The sequence below is a fragment of the Streptomyces sp. NPDC037273 genome (assembly GCF_055603625.1).
Genome location: NZ_JBVJVO010000024.1, coordinates 1 through 14,653 on the forward strand (window position 1 = coordinate 1; position 14,653 = coordinate 14,653).

Genomic DNA, 14,653 nt, shown 5'->3' on the forward strand with positions numbered 1-14,653 from the left:
ACGACAGGGCCAGGCACGTGAAGAGGGACCGACCCCCGTTTTGGGGGGGGGGGGGCTCCCCCCCCCCCCCCCCCCTCGCCCCCCCCCCTCCCCCCCCCCCCCCCCCCCCCCCCCCCCCCCCCCCCCCCCACCGGTGGGAGGGCGGGGGGCAGTGCGGCCCCCGGCTCCTCCACGGGCCGGCGGTGCACGGCGGGAAAGGTCCCGGACTCGTGCCCGACCGGCGATCGGGTGGTCAGACGGCTGCAGGCTCGGCCGCGAGGGCCCAGGCGGCCCAGCCGCCGAGGATGTCGGAGACGTCCTCGAAGCCGCGGTGGCGCAGCAGGCTGGCCGCGATGGAGGACCGGTGGCCGCCCGCGCAGTGCAGGACCAGGGGCCGGCCTGTGGGGAGTTCACCGGCTCGGGCGGGCAGTTCGCTCAGCGGGATGTGCAGGGCCTCGGGGATGAAGCCGTTCGCCTCGCGCTCGCCGCAGGTGCGTACGTCCACGACGAGCGGCGGGTTCTCCCCGGCCAGGGCGGCCTTCAGCCCGGCGGCGGTGAGGCGGCTGGCCGGGGCGACCTCGTCGGCCAGCACGCGAAGCGCGTCCTCGGGGTTGCGGACGTAGCCCACGACCCGGTCGAAGCCGATGCGGGCGAGACGGGTGACGACTTCCTCCTCCCGGTTCTGCGCGGCCATGACCACCAGCTCGTCGGCGGGATCGAGGACGGTGCCCGCCTGCTCGGCGAAACGGCCGTCGGCTGGCACGTTCACCGTGCCGCGCAGGTGCCCGGCCGCGAACTCCTGCGGATCGCGCGCGTCGACCACGACCGCCCCGCCGACGCGCAGTTCGGTGAACTCGGCGAGCGTCAGCGGCCGGGCCGCGACGGTCGCGTCGTACAGGGTGTGGTCCTTGCGGTTGAGGTCGGCGTCGTAGGCGAAGTAGCCAGGGGCGGTGGACTGCCCCGCCGCGACCAGGGCCACAAACTCCTCCCGGCTCATCGGGGCGCAGGCGTAGTTGGTCGTCCGCTGTTCGCCGATGGTGGAGGACTTCTCCGTGGACAGGTTCTTGCCGCAGGCGGAGCCCGCGCCGTGGGCGGGGAAGACGCGGACCTCGTCCGGCAGGCCCATGAGCTTGTTCTGGACGCTGTCGTGGAGCATGGCGCCCAGTTCCTCGGCGGTCACGCCGACCGAGGCCAGCAGGTCGGGGCGGCCGACATCGCCGATGAACAGGGCGTCACCGGTCAGCACCCCGTACGGAACCTCGTCGGCGGCGTGTTCGTACACCAGGACGCTGATCGACTCCGGGGTGTGCCCGGGAGTCTCCATGATCTGCAGGGTGACGTCACCGAGCGAGATCCGCTCGCCCTCGGCGAGGTGCCGGATGGGGTACTCGGTCTCGGCACGCGCGCCGTAGCCGATCCACGCGCCCGTCTCGGCCGCCATCTCCAGGTGGCCGGCGACGAAGTCCGCGTGGAAGTGGGTGTTGATCACGCCGACGACGGTGAGGTCACGGGCCCGGGCGTCGGCGAGGTACTCGGAGACGTCCCGGCGCGGGTCGACGACGACCGCCTGGCCGGTCTGCTCGTCGGCGATCATGTACGACGCCTGAGACAGGCAGTCGAGGTAGTACTGGGCGAAGAACACGGCGAACCTTTCGACGGAGAGAGCGAGCGCGGGGCGGAGCCCCACGGAAGTGCGGTGGGAGAGCGGTCGGCCGGCGTTCAGGCGGCCCGGGCGTCCGTGCCGCGTACGACGGGGCGGCCGGCGCGGACCCACCCGGAGGTGCCGCCCGCGACCGAGACCGCGTGGAAACCTGCGGCCTCCAGGTGCTCGGCCGCCCAGGCGCTGCGGTTGCCGCTCGCGCAGATGACGTAGACGGGCCGGTCCGCGGGGAGCGCGGCGAGATGGGCACCGAGCTCGGAGAGCGGTGCGGGGCGAACCCCCGGCACATGGCCCGCCGCGTACTCGTCCTGCTCGCGGACATCGATGGTGAAAGCGCCCTGAGCCAGCTCGGCCGCGAAGAGGTCCAGATCCACTTCACGCATGGAAGATCACCCTTTCGGATACCCCCCGGGGTACTTACGTCATCGACTGTAGGCAGGGCCAGAAGGGGAAGTCAAATACCCCCCTGGGTATCCCATGTCACAGGGAAGGTCGCGCGAGAAAAGGAGGAGATGAATACCCGTGGGGGTATGGTGATCTGCGGATACGAGAACGGAAGGGACGGCGGCGAGATGACCCAGAGGACCATGGCGGCCCCGCCGCCCTCCCCCGGCGCCGTCCGGCTGGGGCTCCGGGAGAACCGCGCGCAGTTCACGCTGCTCGTCGTCGTCACCGCTGCGGTCGGGGCGCTCGTCGGCCTGGAGCGGACGACGGTCCCCCTGATCGGGACCGAGGTTTTCGGACTCGCCGGGAACCTGGCCGTCTTCTCCTTCATCATCGCCTTCGGCCTCGCCAAGGCCCTCACCAACCTCGCCGCCGGCGTGCTCACCGCCCGCTTCCGGCGCAGACAGCTCCTGCTGGCCGGCTGGCTGATCGGCGCGCCCGTGCCGTTCGCGCTCGCCTGGGCGCCCTCGTGGTGGTGGATCGTGGCGGCGAACGTCCTCCTCGGCGTCAACCAGGGACTGACCTGGTCGATGACCGTCAACATGAAGATCGACCTCGTGGGGCCCGCCCGCCGAGGGCTCGCCACCGGCCTCAACGAGGCCGCCGGTTACGTGTCGGTGGGCGCCACGGCCCTGCTCACCGGCTACCTCGCCACCTACTACGGGCTACGGCCCGCGCCCGAACTCGTCGGCGTGGTCTTCCTCGCCGCCGGGCTCGGCCTCTCCCTGCTGGCCAAGGACACCGCCGCCCACCTGGCGCTCGAACTCTCCCGCCACCCGGCGCCCGGAGGCGGCCCGGTGGACAGACCCTCCTTCCGGGAGACCTTCGCCCTCGCCTCCTGGCGCGACCGCTCCCTGCGCGGCGCCAGCCAGGCGGGCCTGGTCAACAACCTCAACGACGGCCTGACCTGGGGCGTCTTCCCCCTCCTCTTCGCCGACCACGGCCTCGGCATCGCCGCCATCGGCCTGATCAAGGGCCTCTACCCGCTGCTGTGGGGCATCGGCCAAATCCCGGCCGGCCACCTCGCCGACCGGATCGGCCGCAAACCGCTCGTCGTCACGGGCATGCTGCTCCAGGCCGCGGCGCTGCTGTCGGCCCTCGCGCTGCTCGATCGCCCGCTCCTCGCCGGCGTCGTCTCCGCCGTCGGCCTCGGGCTCGGCACCGCGCTGGTCTACCCCGCGCTCATCGCCTCGGTCTCCGACCACGCCCACCCCGCCTGGCGCGCCCACGCCCTCGGCACGTACCGCTTCTGGCGCGACATCGGCTACGCCGCCGGCGCCCTGGTCGCGGGCGTCCTCGCCGACGCGCTGGGCCTGGACGTCACGGTCCTTGCCGCCGCCGCCCTCACCGCCGCGTCGGGCTTCCTCGCCGCCCGCTGGATGACCGACCGCCCCCGAACCTGACCGACCCACTCCGCCAGAACCCCTCAGGGCGTTCCGGGCCGAGGCGCCAGGCGGACAGAGCGCGGACTGGCTCTGATTGCCTCACCGACAGCGCCATCACCTGAGCGGGTGATGGCACCACACGTGTTGCGCGGTGTAGCGTCCACAGAACGCCGCTGAGCTGCAGTGAAGCCTCTATCTTGTCTCGCGCCACAGCTTCTGCCCCCGAGAACCCGCTCTGCCAAGAGCACCAGCGTGAAATCGCCGCCCTGCAGAAGCCCAAGCCCTCCGTCGGCTGACGCCCAAACTGCTCCGGGCCTGCCCGCCCGCGGGCGTTCTTTCCCGAGGAGGCGCTCGACGACCTCCCTCACTGGCTTCCCCGAGAAGCCTGGGTGATCCTCTAGGCGTCGCGCGGGGTGATCCACTCAGGCCGACTTCCGGCGTCGAGCCGGAGCCTTCTTCGCCGCGGTCTTCTTGCCCGGGGTCTTCTTCGCCGCCTTCGTCGCGGGCATCTCATGCACGGTCGCCTCGCGCCCAGGCCCTTCACCGCGGGCCTCCTTGGCCTTGGCGACTGATGCCTCCAGCGCGGCCATCAGGTCAACGACCGGTGTGGACGGCGCTTCCTCACCTGGAGCCGGAGCGGGGACGCGGTTCTCCGCCTTCGCCTCGATGACCTCAAGGAGCGCGTCGGTGTAGTGGTCGGTGACGTCCAGCTCGTCGATGGAGGCGAACGCCATCGTTTCCATCAAGGTGAGCGCACCTTCGATCTCCTCGTCGGTGAGCCACGCGGAGGGCCAGTGCCCCAGCACAGGGCACAAGGATCTGCGGTTGGTGCTGATCTCAGAGGTCGCCAAGGGTCATTCGAGCTGCTCTCAAGAACGCCCTACGCAGACGGCCTGTGGCGCGCCTCAGGCCTCGTTGAGCGCTTCACCGCTGGCCTTCAGGAATTCTCTCCGTCGCTGATTTACCTGTCGTTGCAGGTCCGTGTGTGTCTCGTCGGTACTGCTAGCAGCGTCCATGAGGGCTCGGATGTACCGTTGGCCAGCAGTGGCTACGGCCGTTGGTCCTTCGACCTGAAGCGCTGCCAGACCTTTGGCCAGTTGTGGCGTGAGTTCCTGTCTGGCCATGAAGGGAGAGCCGCTTTCCTGGTTACCTTCATCGGCTGCGACGAGGAACTGGACGTACACCTGCCGTCGCCGTTGATCCGATCGGGCCTGGCGCTGATCATCCAGGGTGGCTTGGACGGTCGAGACCAGCGCGTTCGCCTGCGCCTGCCCTGCGGCCTCCGCTGCGGCGGCTTGTCGGTGGCCGGCCTTCCACGCGAAGAACCCCGTCACGATGCTGCCCAAGATGGCCGACCCGGCGGCGATCAGGGCGATCCCCCACTCACTCATACGGCGGATCCTGCCACGCGACGCTGACGGCGCCGTCCCGAACAGAACTGGTCCGCAGTGTCACTGACTCCCACCCCCGGGGCGCGCTGCGCTAGCCTCAGGGATGTACCCGACCAGCGAGGGGGCCCGCCGTGGCGCACCTGACCTTCAGCGAGACCGAGCAGCGTGAGCTGCGGGAAGCCGCCCGTGCCGAATTCCCTGGGAACCCAGCGCTCGCGTACGTCCTGGAGAACTTGGCGGCCGAGGGCATTGACCTCGATCGGTGCCGGGACTGGGACGACATCAGGACAGAGAGGGGTCTGCCGGAGCGGGACGAGGCCTCCGAAGTTGCCTAATCCGTACTTACGAGCGTTCTGCAGGAGCGGGTGCTTCTCGGAGCGTTCGAGTACCAGACCGTGACATCCAGGTGCAGCCGGGCTGTCGAGGCCTCAACGTAGATCGGTGCGCGGTCTGGTGCGAGTGGTGGCGGTCACGTGGGCGCCGGACGGACGCCTAGAAGTTGCCAGGCGGTCGATGCCTCTGCTTAGAGCGGCGCCGTTCGACGTCTGCGTGACCGCCACCACAACTGGTGTTGGCGCCCGTCGGCGCTGGACGGATGCCCAAAACTCACCCGGCATCGATGCCTATTAAGAGAGCGGCGGCGTCCAGGGCCGTCGCGCGTCAACACCTCTCGACTTGATCACTCGTTGGGGTTGGTGGTGCGAGCCCGCCCGACGGTGACCTCTCGACACGCCCGAGCCATCCGAGCTCCCGCATAGACCGAGGCCCGTGGGGTGCGCTGGTGCCACGAACGGCTAGTGAGGTGGCGGCCCGACCGCACTGCGGTCGAGGCCTGGGATTAGGTCGCTGCGTGGCCCGCATGCGCTCGTGACCAGCGCAAACACCGAACTCTGGGGAGGGGAACCTTGATCTACTGCGGAATCGACTGGGCGGAACGAACCCACGACGTCGCCCTGGTCGACGACACCGGCCAACTGCTGGCCAAGCGGCACATCACCGACGACGCGGCCGGCTACAAGATCCTGCTGGAACTGCTCGCCGAGTACGGCGACAGCGAGGAGGACCCGATCCCGGTCGCGATCGAGACCTCCCGCGGCCTACTCGTCGCGGTGCTGCGGACCGGCACGCGCAAGGTGTTCGCGATCAATCCGATGGCCGCCGCCCGCTACCGCGACCGGCACAGCGTCTCGCGCAAGAAGTCCGACCCCGGCGACGCCCTGGTCCTGGCCAACATCCTCCGCACCGACATGCACGCCCACCGGCCCCTGCCCGACGACTCAGACCTCGGCCGCGCGATCGCCGTCCTCGCCCGCGCCCAGCAGGACTCTCTGTGGAACCGGCAGCAGCTCGCCAACCAGCTCCGGTCCCTGCTGCGCGAGTACTACCCCGCCGCCCTGGCCGCCTTCGCCGCCTGGACCAACGGGCTGTGCCGTCCCGAGGCCCGGGAACTGCTCAAGACCGCCCCGACCCCGGTCCGGGCCGCACGGCTGACCCGCACCCAGATCCAGGCCGCGCTCAAGCGAGCCGGCCGCCAGCGCGGCATCGAAGCCGAGGCCGAACGTCTCCGCGAGGCCTTCCGAGACGAATGGGCCCACCAGCCCCCACTGGTCGAGGACGCCCTCGGCAAGCAGATGCTCGCCCTCCTCATCCAGCTGGACGCCGCCTGCACCGCCGCCGACCAGCTCGCCGAGGCAGTCGAAGAGGCCTTCCCCCAGCACCCGGACGCCGAGATCCTGCTGAGCTTCCCCGGGCTCGGCATCCAGCTCGCCGCCCGCGTCCTGGCCGAGATCGGCGACGACCGCACCCGCTTCGCCGACGCCCGCGGCCTGAAGGCCTACGCCGGCTCCTCACCCATCACCCGTGCCTCCGGCAAGAAGTCCGCCATCACCAGACGCTGGGTGAAGAACGACCGGCTCAACCACGCCGGCTACCTCTGGGCCTTCGCCTCACTACGGGCGTCCACCGGGGCCAACGCCCACTACCGGCGCCGACGCGAACAAGGCGACTGGCACGCGGCCGCCCAGCGCAACCTCTTCAACCGCATGATCGGCCAGCTCTACCACTGTCTCCAGCATCGCCGCCGCTTCGACGAGAGCCTGGCCTTTCCAGCCTCAGCAGAAGCCGCGGCCGCGTAGACCAGCCAGCCGAGCCGTGCTCAGCAGGGGGTGACTTCGGGGTCAATCGGAGGCAGTCCCCAGGGGTCCAGGGTGCCGTTGCAGTACTCGGCGAGGAACTGGACAGCGCCGCCCTCGTAGTGCCACCAGCCTCCGTTCCTGGAGGCGATGGTGACGAGCCACTGTTCTGGGCTGTCACCCGTCGTGCTCCAGAGGAACTTGTCGCCTTCGTTCGACTCGGCCCACGGCAGGAGACCGCCCGGAGCGGGATGCGGCCGCAGACCGATCGACATGCCTGCCTCCCAGTAATCCTGGAGGACTCCTTCCAGATCACCGCGGATACCGCGAAGGCGGTAATGCTCCATACCCGGATCCGGGAGGCCCACGAGCAGAAAGTCCCCGATGGCGAAGGCCTCGTACCTCTCTGCGAGGCGCTTGAAATCGTCAGGCAGCGCAGTGCCCAGGCCGTCTTCGAGCACGGCCCAGTCGATCACGGCAGGCTCTGGCCGACGGTGATCAGTCAGCCCTGGAATCGCGCGCTCCAGCGCCTCGATCGCCTGCTCCGGACCCGTGAGGCGCTGCGCTGGTGCCTGCGTACCGATCAAATCGTCAGTCATGGCAGCACCGTGTCGTCCTGCTCGGCCAGCGTCTCCACGACACGCACCATGTCGACCAACGTTCCACCCCACCCGTTCGAATAGGCAGGTCACGCTACACGGGCCGACCATCCCCGGCTTGACGGCATAGCAACGTGAGGTGTCTAAGCACGCCCGCCGGCGCCCTCGCATCGTCTTCATCGAACCGGCCGAGACGCAGGTCCGCATGCTCTCCGCGAGCCAGACCGCAGTCCTGGACAGCACGCTGAACACAATCGCGACTGACCCAGCCGCCGTGAAGCAGCACGCGACCGCATCGGCTCTGCGGGATTTCCAGCACGACGGTGTCCGTGTGATCTTCTACGCGACCGCGCTCGGCAGCATTCTCATCGTCACCTACGTCGAGGTCGACTGAGCCGGGCGTCAACCATCGGCTGCGCCCTGTAGCTCATCCTGATCAACCACCCTCCAGCCGCGCCTGGCGGCGCTGCGCGACCACTACGGTGGGCCGTGGGTGGGTGCGCCGACTGGTCAAGCTGGTGTGCCTCCCCTGTGCCCCGCGCCTCACCCGGTGCGGGGCACAACGCGTTCCGGGCGGTTACGGGGCCGGTGTGTAGTGGACGACGGTCGACTCGCAAGCCTCCGCGTACACCGCGAGCGCGTCGGCCTCCGTCTGGTCTGCGGACAGACCCCAACGGAGCTTCGTCGCGGTCCACTCGCCGATGTACCGGCAGTGCGCCTCCGGCAGCGGCGGCATCCACTGGGCCGGATCCTGGTCGGCCTTGCTCCGATTCGTGCGCGCGGTCACAGCGACCAGCGAGGCGGCAGCGTCCTGGTCGTTGGCGTACGCCTCCCGTCGCGCGGGCGTCCAGGCGCTCGCGCCGGAGTCCCACGATTCGGCGAGCGGGACCATGTGGTCGATGTCGAGCTTGGCGGGGTCGGTGACCTCCTGGCCGTCGTAGTACGACGCCCACGAGCCGCCGGCGAGCTTGCAGCCGGCTGCTACTTCCGGCGCGACCACGGCCTCGGACAACAGCACCTCCGCCCGGGTGTTGCAACCGTCAGTCTTGTCCAAGCCTGCATTCCAGTGCTTGAACTTCTCACGCGAGTAACCGTCACGGGATTCGTCGGCGACGGAAATCTGCCGGACGGCGTCGGCAAGGTTCAGCACCTCCGCGGCCGCCGGTGCCGCCGGCGCGGCGGTAGCGGGTGTGGGAAGAGCGAGCGGGGACAGGGCGAGGGAGAGCGCGGCAACGCGCAGCATCTTCTTGATCACGGACGACAGATAGCGGCCCACGACCAGACGGTGGGTGGTTCTTCAGGCCGTCATCAGCCGTCCGGGCGAGGAGATTCACCGCAGAAACGCCACTCCCCATCGCCCTGAACGCGCGGCAGCCGGACGCAGGGCGCAGCATGGGAGCAGAGCCCGCCTGGGAAGCCGTCGCACGTTGCACTGGGCGGGCACACTGCCGTTCGGAGACGGCGCGGGACGTCTACCTGGTGCGCTTCGTGTCCGGTGTCTGGCGCAGGGCCCTACGAGCGGCGGCAAGGAACACTGCACGATGCAGGTCGACCTGACCTCTGGCGTCCCAGTACGTCGTCAACGGCTCCTGCGGGCGGTCCTCACCGGTGACGTACTGCGTGGCGATCCCTACCGTCAGGTTGTCGATCGTTTCCAGCATCGCCGTCACGGTCCCTTCGACGGCGTCAGGGCCGAGCATCTGCACACGCTCAGCGGCCCGCTGGAACGGCGCCCGCTCTGCCAGCGTCCGTTCATGAGCGTCAGTACCGGCCCCGTCCCACGTGTCCATACGGTTCAGGTAGGTCGTCGCTTCTTCGTCGAGGACTTTCTCCTCGAACTTCGGGATGAGTTCGTCCCAGAGGGCTATCAGTTCGACGTACGCCTCCTGGCGCTGGCCCCGGAGCCATTGGCCGTGCTCGACCTGTGCTTGGTCGCGAACTTGTCGGCGGCCCATCCACATGCCGATGAAGGCGCCGGCCAGCGCGACGGCTCCTGCCACTCCGGCCGCGATGACGGCCGCCCACCCCTGGTCCATGACGTCATCCTGCCGCACTGGTGGGGATCGCTGACCGCCCCGGAACCACACCTCGTGAACAAGGCCACCAGACCCTACTCATCCTCAGGTCCCTTGCTGTCGCTGAGGTGGCAAGAAGCCCGGGGGCCAGACCTGCAGTCTGGGCCCCGGGCATGTGGAGTGGCCGTCGGCTGAGTTCAGCGCCCTCGGCCCTGGCGGTGCTGCGGATCGGTTCGGACTGCTCGCGGCGAGTTCTCGTGCCGGGGCTCGCCGGCGACCGGTCCTCTGGGGCTGGTCGCCGACCGGCTTCTCGCGTCGATGGCGCGGACCTCGGTTGATACCGCCGTCGGCTGCCACAGTGGCCGGAGGGAGCGTTGCATCGCCGTGTAGGCGGCGGGGTGGAGGAGTGGCCGTGCGATGTCGACCAGCGCGGCAAGCTCCTGCCGCGAGGCGTCGCGCATGTCGCCTGTCAGCGATTCGATCCGCTGGAGGGTATGTCCCGTAACGTCAGCGAAAACCCGGGACATCGAGATGATCGCGGTCTTGCCTGCCCCGGTCTGCCCGGAGACGATGACGGCGATCGGTTGTTCCTGCGGCGTTCCGGCCAGCTGCTGCGGCACGATCCGCTCGCGGAAGATCCGTTCGCTCTCCTCCTCCGACAGGACTTAGCGCGTGCGGTCGACCTCCGTCACGGGGCGCTCCGCAGCTGTTCCAGGACCTGTGCTGACTCGGTGGTGATCGCGTCGACCTCACTGCGGTCTTCCGGGGTGAGGCTCTTGCGCCGGGCGGCCCATGTTCCCTGGGCCGCGGTCAGCTCGCCGGCTCGGTCGGTCTCGCCCGCTTCTTCGGCCTTGGCGATCAGCCGGGAGTAGGCGCCCACCACGTGGCTGATCCCTTCCAGGGCCACCTCATATGCTGTGCCGTCCTCGACCGGCCACGATGCTGTCCCCATCCCGGCCAGTATCGCGTTCTCCTTCGCCACCATGCTCCCCTGTCCTCTCGGTCACACACGGGCCGTGGTGGTCGCCACCACGGGACGAACAACTCGACTGTGTCAGAAAGTACCGACAACGCCCGCGTTTTTGAGACCCCCCTCCTCCTTGCGGGCAGCCCGGGCGGGGCGGCTCGGCTCTGGAGACCAGCACCCGCACCAGCCACTTCGCAGCACTTCGCCCCGCCGACCAGAAGGTCGACGGGGCGAAGTGATCAGGGCCCGGGATTAACCAACAGTGTCCTGATCAGGTCCGGCTCTCTCCGTGGGGCCTTAGAGCTCGCTGGCTGTCAGGGCGTCGATGGCGGTGGTGAAGGCGGTTTGCTCGAAGGTGAGGATCGGGCCTTCGGGGTTCTTCGAGTCGCGTACGCCGACGCGGTTGCTCGCAATGTTGACCTCGACGCACTCGTTCTGCGCGGCGCTGGCTGACGACTTGAACCAGGCGGCGGTGGGGAACTGGGCGGGGGGCTTGGCGGCGCTCATGCGTCGTACTCCGATCGTGTGGTGTTCGGCAGGTCCAGCGTCCGGCCCTGGTCGGCCGCCTGGCTGCGCAGGTCGTCGAAAATTTGGATGACAGCGGTCAGCTGCTTGCGATCGCCATCGATGGCGTACGAGCATGCTGAGCCGGGGCTCTCGCAAACGTTCCTTTGCTGGGCAGCGGCCTACGTGCTGGGCAGGCCGCGGACCATCACGGCGTACAGCGGGGAGTCGGCGAAGGGCTGGCGCTCGCCGACCTTGGTGTAGCCCCAGCTCTCGTAGAGGGCTTGGACGCGGGGGTGGGTGACGTCGACGAGGAGCGCTGCGAGCGGTTCGTGGCGGCGGCCGACGAGCTCGGTGTGCAGCTGGGTGGAGAGACCGGTCTGACGCCATTTCGGGCGGACCATCAGCTCTGAGAGGTTGAAGGTGTCGTGGGATTCGGGGGCGGGGGAGAGGTACTCGCGCCACCACTCGCGTTCGTGGACGGCGGGGGCGCCGTAGGCGTAGCCGGCGGGTTCGTCGCCGTCGTAGGCGATCACGCAGTCGAAGTCGGGCTGGCCGCTCCAGTGGTCGACGAACCAGGCGAAGCGGTCGCGGTCGTGGAAGTCGTCGGTCTCGGTGGCGTAGGCGTCCTCGTGGACGTCGAGGAGTATCTGCCGGATGTCGGCCGCTTCGGAGTGTCCGTAGCGGCGGAAGGTGTAGGAGGAGGTCACGGGCGGCTCCATTCGGTGCGGTAGCGGTCGGCCCAGTCCCTTGCGGTCGTCGAGCCGGGGGCGAGGGTGATCAGGTCGCGGTGGAAGTCGCCGATCAGCGAGCGCACGCGGCCGGGCAGCGGCGCGCCGCACATCTCGTCGAAGACTTTCGCGGTCGTGGCGGTGGCCTGCTCGATGTCGCCTTGGTGGAGCTGAGCCAGCGACAGGCGGGCGGTGGCCAGGGCGCGGTTGCGGCGGAAGGCGTTCGGCAGGACGGCCAGGGCTTGGAAGGAGGCGGCCTCGGCGTCGGCGGCGTCACCGAGGCGGTCGCGGACGATCGCGGTGAGCGCGAAGAGCTCGGCGCTTCCGTAGAAAGCGATCCAGCTTGGCCTTGGCTGTGCGAGGTCGGCCTTGTCGAGTGCGGCGGCCGCGAGGTCGAGGGCACGCAGTGCTGGGCGGGCTTCGCCCAGGTGTGAGTGGGCGACCGCGGTACGGGCGTGTGCGAGGCTCGCGTAGAAGGGATCGCGGCGGGTGATGGTGGTCGCCTTCGCTGCCTGGCCGGCCGCGAGCGCCTCGGAGGGCTCGCCTTGCTGGCGGGCGAGCATCGACACCGAGTTCCAGACCCTCATCGTCAGGGCCCCGTCCTGGGCGAGACCGGCCAGATACAGGGCTCGGTCCAGGTAGGTGCGGGCTCGGGCGCGTTCGCCGGCGTCCACGCAGGACCAGGCCGCGGTGGCGGTGAAGTCGGCGGCGAGTGAGAACAGGCGCTGCCGGGTGCGTTGGGTGGCGGACCGGCTTTGGAGCGAGATGGCTTCCTGGGCTCCGGCGAGCGCCGCTTTCTCGACCCGGTCGTGGCCGCCGCGCTGGTCGTCGAGGGCGTTGACGGTGTCGAGTTGCTGCCGCAGGCGCAGCACGTCACCGCTGCCCACGGACGGGGCGGCCCCGGTCAGGACGCCCGCGCCGACGGAGGGCGCGAGGCTGAGGAAGGTACGGCGGCGCAACGGGTCCTCCGGGGCGGCACGGTGCTTGCGGCGATCGGGCGGAGTGAACCCTAAGTCCACCGCTGACTGCCCGCTGACCTGCTCCAGAGCCATCCTGGCCTTGGCCTGCGGCCATGTCGTCTCGCCCGAGCGCCACTTGCGTACCGTCACCTCCGACAGCCCACCGCGCGTGGAGGTGCTCTGAGTGACGTCGCGAATGACGGCGTTCAGGGCATTGGCGAGTTCGAGGGCTGTCCAGCCGTTCGTCGCCATCCAGGCGACGAACGCCTCATTCCGCACGCGGGGCATCCCTCCACGGTAGAGGCGAACGGCCCTGCCGCGAGGGTCAAGTAATGGTCAATTCGCTACACGGCATGTGGGCAAGTCCTGCGACTTCGATATGCACCTTCCCGGTCTTGGCGCGGTTGTCTGGAGCAAGACGCCGACAGACCGCCTTCGGGAGGCGAAGCCGTGCCTGACATCCCCTTGAGAAGGCCCGCGCCTGCGCGGCGCGGGGCGGCCACGAAAGCCGCGCTGTATGCGACGGACCCCGACCCCAGTGTGGTGAAGGGGATGCTCGCCTCCGCCGCTGTCGTCGCCGACGCCCACGGCTGGACGACCGTCGAAAACGGAGAGATCTCCGACGACTGCCTCCTGACGCAGAAACCGCAGTCCCGGGCCGGCTGGGACCGCCTGCGAGGCATGGCCGAACGGGAGGAGATCAACGTGGTGGTCGTCCCGAGCCTTGGGCACATCGGATTCACCTGGCTGGAGTGGCAGGCGCAGCAGCGCTTCCTGCACCGCCACGGCGTATCCCTCGCCTCCGTCGAGTCGATGCTCGACGCCGTCCTGACGGGAATGAGCCGGTGACCTACGGCAGCGTCGTTCATGACCCCACCGGCTCCTGGGACAAGGACCTTCCGCTCGATCGCGGCGTCCACGAGCGGCTCGCGGCCACCGTGCTGACCTGGGGGCAGAGCGACGTCCCCGCCCCGCCCCAGGCGGACATCGAGCAAGCCTCACTCCAGCTCTCCGGATACGCCAACCTCGTGGTCGAGGAGCTCCTGGCGGCGCTGGACCGCCTCTCTGAGGGGCCGGCGCGGCCCACGGACGTTGCCCTGCGGACCGGCATCACGATCCGCGAGGCCATCCGGCGGCTCCAAGCACCCGCGATCCGCTGCGGCGACCCGCTGCACCAAGCACACTCCAAGGCCCGGCTCGTCGACGCCCTGCACAGCGCCCTCGACCGCACCCTCGCCGAGGAGCCCGCCCCCACACCGGGTGGCTGAGACCGCTGCCCGCCTGCTCCGTCCGCACGGAGCCGGCGCGCAGCTCGGGGCCCGCTGGCCGAGCGGGCCCCTCAAGCCTGAGGCGACGCCGCCGAGGCGAGTGAGAAGGGGGCACTGGTGGTGGAACGGGCTCGGATAGCCCTGCGGGGTACGTCCCGTATTCGCGGTCACATAGCGCCATGCTCCGGTCGAGAGTCGGTCAGTAGTAGTTGGCTTCGATCATCTGAGGAAATGTTCGGTCGCGCGGGGGATAACTGGGGAGCGGGATCGTCGGGTGGGGCGAAGGCGCTTGGTGCGCCTCCTGATACTGACGATGGAGATCAAGTCGATGACGTCGTGCTTGGCCGTGTCCGAGCTCGCCGCGGTGGCAGCGGCAGTGGTGCAGACCGCGGCCGCCGTGGTCCAGGTGTGGTGGGACCGGCGGTCGTACCGTGCCGGGACGGCGCTGGAGCCTGGAGCCGTCGACGCCGAACCCCTCCCGGCGACCAGCCCGGGACCGGTCGGCGTCAAGATCGCCGTCCTGACGCCCGCGCAGGTGGAGATCTCGGTCTTTCTCCCCTCCGGAGGTCATGCCGGCCTGGTGCCGCGGGGACCGGTGAAGGAGAACGGCCCGTGGTAG

19 protein-coding genes are annotated in these 14,653 nt (G+C 69.7%); 7 read left to right on the plus strand and 12 right to left on the minus strand.

Features of this window, described 5'->3' with window-relative positions:
• Positions 1-232 precede the first annotated feature (232 nt).
• Both ACZ7G1_RS36690 and ACZ7G1_RS36695 read right to left on the minus strand, forming a co-directional pair.
• Positions 233-1,621 carry an MBL fold metallo-hydrolase gene (locus tag ACZ7G1_RS36690; protein ID WP_470881332.1) on the minus strand — a complete coding sequence of 463 codons (1,389 nt, stop codon included), beginning with the start codon at positions 1,619-1,621 and terminating at the stop codon, positions 233-235.
• A 77-nt stretch (positions 1,622-1,698) separates the two neighbouring features.
• Complete coding sequence (locus ACZ7G1_RS36695; protein ID WP_470881323.1) at positions 1,699-2,022, minus strand: rhodanese-like domain-containing protein; 324 nt, start codon at positions 2,020-2,022, stop codon at positions 1,699-1,701.
• A 189-nt stretch (positions 2,023-2,211) separates the two neighbouring features.
• On the opposite strand from ACZ7G1_RS36695, the gene ACZ7G1_RS36700 reads away from it, so the two are divergent.
• Entirely contained in the window at positions 2,212-3,486 is a 1,275-nt protein-coding gene (locus ACZ7G1_RS36700) for an MFS transporter (protein ID WP_470881321.1), read from the plus strand.
• 404 nt (positions 3,487-3,890) lie between these two features.
• On the opposite strand, the gene ACZ7G1_RS36705 is transcribed toward ACZ7G1_RS36700, so the two are convergent.
• Positions 3,891-4,274 (minus strand): hypothetical protein, encoded by a 384-nt coding sequence (locus ACZ7G1_RS36705; protein ID WP_470881320.1) that lies wholly within the window; start codon positions 4,272-4,274, stop codon positions 3,891-3,893.
• A 99-nt stretch (positions 4,275-4,373) separates the two neighbouring features.
• Positions 4,374-4,859, minus strand: coding sequence for a hypothetical protein (locus tag ACZ7G1_RS36710; RefSeq protein WP_470881319.1), 486 nt, complete (start codon positions 4,857-4,859; stop codon positions 4,374-4,376).
• A gap of 131 nt (positions 4,860-4,990) precedes the next feature.
• Here ACZ7G1_RS36710 and ACZ7G1_RS36715 point away from each other — a divergent pair, with 131 nt between their 5' ends.
• Both ACZ7G1_RS36715 and ACZ7G1_RS36720 read left to right on the plus strand, forming a co-directional pair.
• A complete protein-coding gene (locus ACZ7G1_RS36715; protein ID WP_470881317.1) occupies positions 4,991-5,194 on the plus strand; it encodes a hypothetical protein in 204 nt (67 codons plus the stop codon).
• A 570-nt stretch (positions 5,195-5,764) separates the two neighbouring features.
• Complete coding sequence (locus ACZ7G1_RS36720) at positions 5,765-6,994, plus strand: IS110 family RNA-guided transposase (protein ID WP_470881315.1); 1,230 nt, start codon at positions 5,765-5,767, stop codon at positions 6,992-6,994.
• Between the two features lie 20 nt (positions 6,995-7,014).
• Here the strand turns inward: ACZ7G1_RS36720 and ACZ7G1_RS36725 are convergent, their stop codons facing one another.
• Complete coding sequence (locus ACZ7G1_RS36725) at positions 7,015-7,590, minus strand: SMI1/KNR4 family protein (protein ID WP_470881313.1); 576 nt, start codon at positions 7,588-7,590, stop codon at positions 7,015-7,017.
• Positions 7,591-7,729: 139 nt separating this feature from the next.
• On the opposite strand from ACZ7G1_RS36725, the gene ACZ7G1_RS36730 reads away from it, so the two are divergent.
• A complete protein-coding gene (locus ACZ7G1_RS36730; RefSeq protein ID WP_470881312.1) occupies positions 7,730-7,984 on the plus strand; it encodes a hypothetical protein in 255 nt (84 codons plus the stop codon).
• 183 nt (positions 7,985-8,167) lie between these two features.
• Here ACZ7G1_RS36730 and ACZ7G1_RS36735 read toward each other — a convergent pair whose 3' ends face one another.
• From ACZ7G1_RS36735 to ACZ7G1_RS36765, 7 genes are all read right to left on the minus strand, one after another.
• Positions 8,168-8,845, minus strand: coding sequence for an HNH endonuclease family protein (locus ACZ7G1_RS36735; protein WP_470881330.1), 678 nt, complete (start codon positions 8,843-8,845; stop codon positions 8,168-8,170).
• A gap of 217 nt (positions 8,846-9,062) precedes the next feature.
• The gene (locus ACZ7G1_RS36740) at positions 9,063-9,626 is read right to left on the minus strand and encodes a hypothetical protein (RefSeq protein ID WP_470881310.1); all 564 of its coding nucleotides are present in this window, start codon (positions 9,624-9,626) and stop codon (positions 9,063-9,065) included.
• A 176-nt stretch (positions 9,627-9,802) separates the two neighbouring features.
• A complete protein-coding gene (locus ACZ7G1_RS36745; RefSeq protein ID WP_470881308.1) occupies positions 9,803-10,225 on the minus strand; it encodes a zeta toxin family protein in 423 nt (140 codons plus the stop codon).
• A 68-nt stretch (positions 10,226-10,293) separates the two neighbouring features.
• Positions 10,294-10,590, minus strand: a complete 297-nt coding sequence (locus ACZ7G1_RS36750) for a hypothetical protein (protein WP_470881306.1) — start codon at positions 10,588-10,590, stop codon at positions 10,294-10,296.
• A gap of 279 nt (positions 10,591-10,869) precedes the next feature.
• Positions 10,870-11,079 (minus strand): DUF397 domain-containing protein, encoded by a 210-nt coding sequence (locus ACZ7G1_RS36755; RefSeq protein WP_470881304.1) that lies wholly within the window; start codon positions 11,077-11,079, stop codon positions 10,870-10,872.
• 179 nt (positions 11,080-11,258) lie between these two features.
• Positions 11,259-11,786, minus strand: coding sequence for a GNAT family N-acetyltransferase (locus ACZ7G1_RS36760; protein ID WP_470881302.1), 528 nt, complete (start codon positions 11,784-11,786; stop codon positions 11,259-11,261).
• Positions 11,783-13,054 (minus strand): XRE family transcriptional regulator, encoded by a 1,272-nt coding sequence (locus ACZ7G1_RS36765; RefSeq protein ID WP_470881300.1) that lies wholly within the window; start codon positions 13,052-13,054, stop codon positions 11,783-11,785. The genes ACZ7G1_RS36760 and ACZ7G1_RS36765 overlap by 4 nt, the downstream gene beginning before the upstream one ends.
• A gap of 162 nt (positions 13,055-13,216) precedes the next feature.
• On the opposite strand from ACZ7G1_RS36765, the gene ACZ7G1_RS36770 reads away from it, so the two are divergent.
• The 3 genes from ACZ7G1_RS36770 to ACZ7G1_RS36780 all read left to right on the plus strand — a co-directional run bounded on the left by ACZ7G1_RS36770 (position 13,217) and on the right by ACZ7G1_RS36780 (position 14,653).
• Complete coding sequence (locus tag ACZ7G1_RS36770) at positions 13,217-13,615, plus strand: hypothetical protein (protein WP_471204410.1); 399 nt, start codon at positions 13,217-13,219, stop codon at positions 13,613-13,615.
• Positions 13,612-14,034, plus strand: coding sequence for a restriction endonuclease (locus ACZ7G1_RS36775; RefSeq protein WP_470881297.1), 423 nt, complete (start codon positions 13,612-13,614; stop codon positions 14,032-14,034). Before ACZ7G1_RS36770 ends, ACZ7G1_RS36775 begins: the two co-directional genes overlap by 4 nt.
• Positions 14,035-14,362: 328 nt before the next feature.
• Positions 14,363-14,653, plus strand: a complete 291-nt coding sequence (locus ACZ7G1_RS36780; protein WP_470881296.1) for a hypothetical protein — start codon at positions 14,363-14,365, stop codon at positions 14,651-14,653.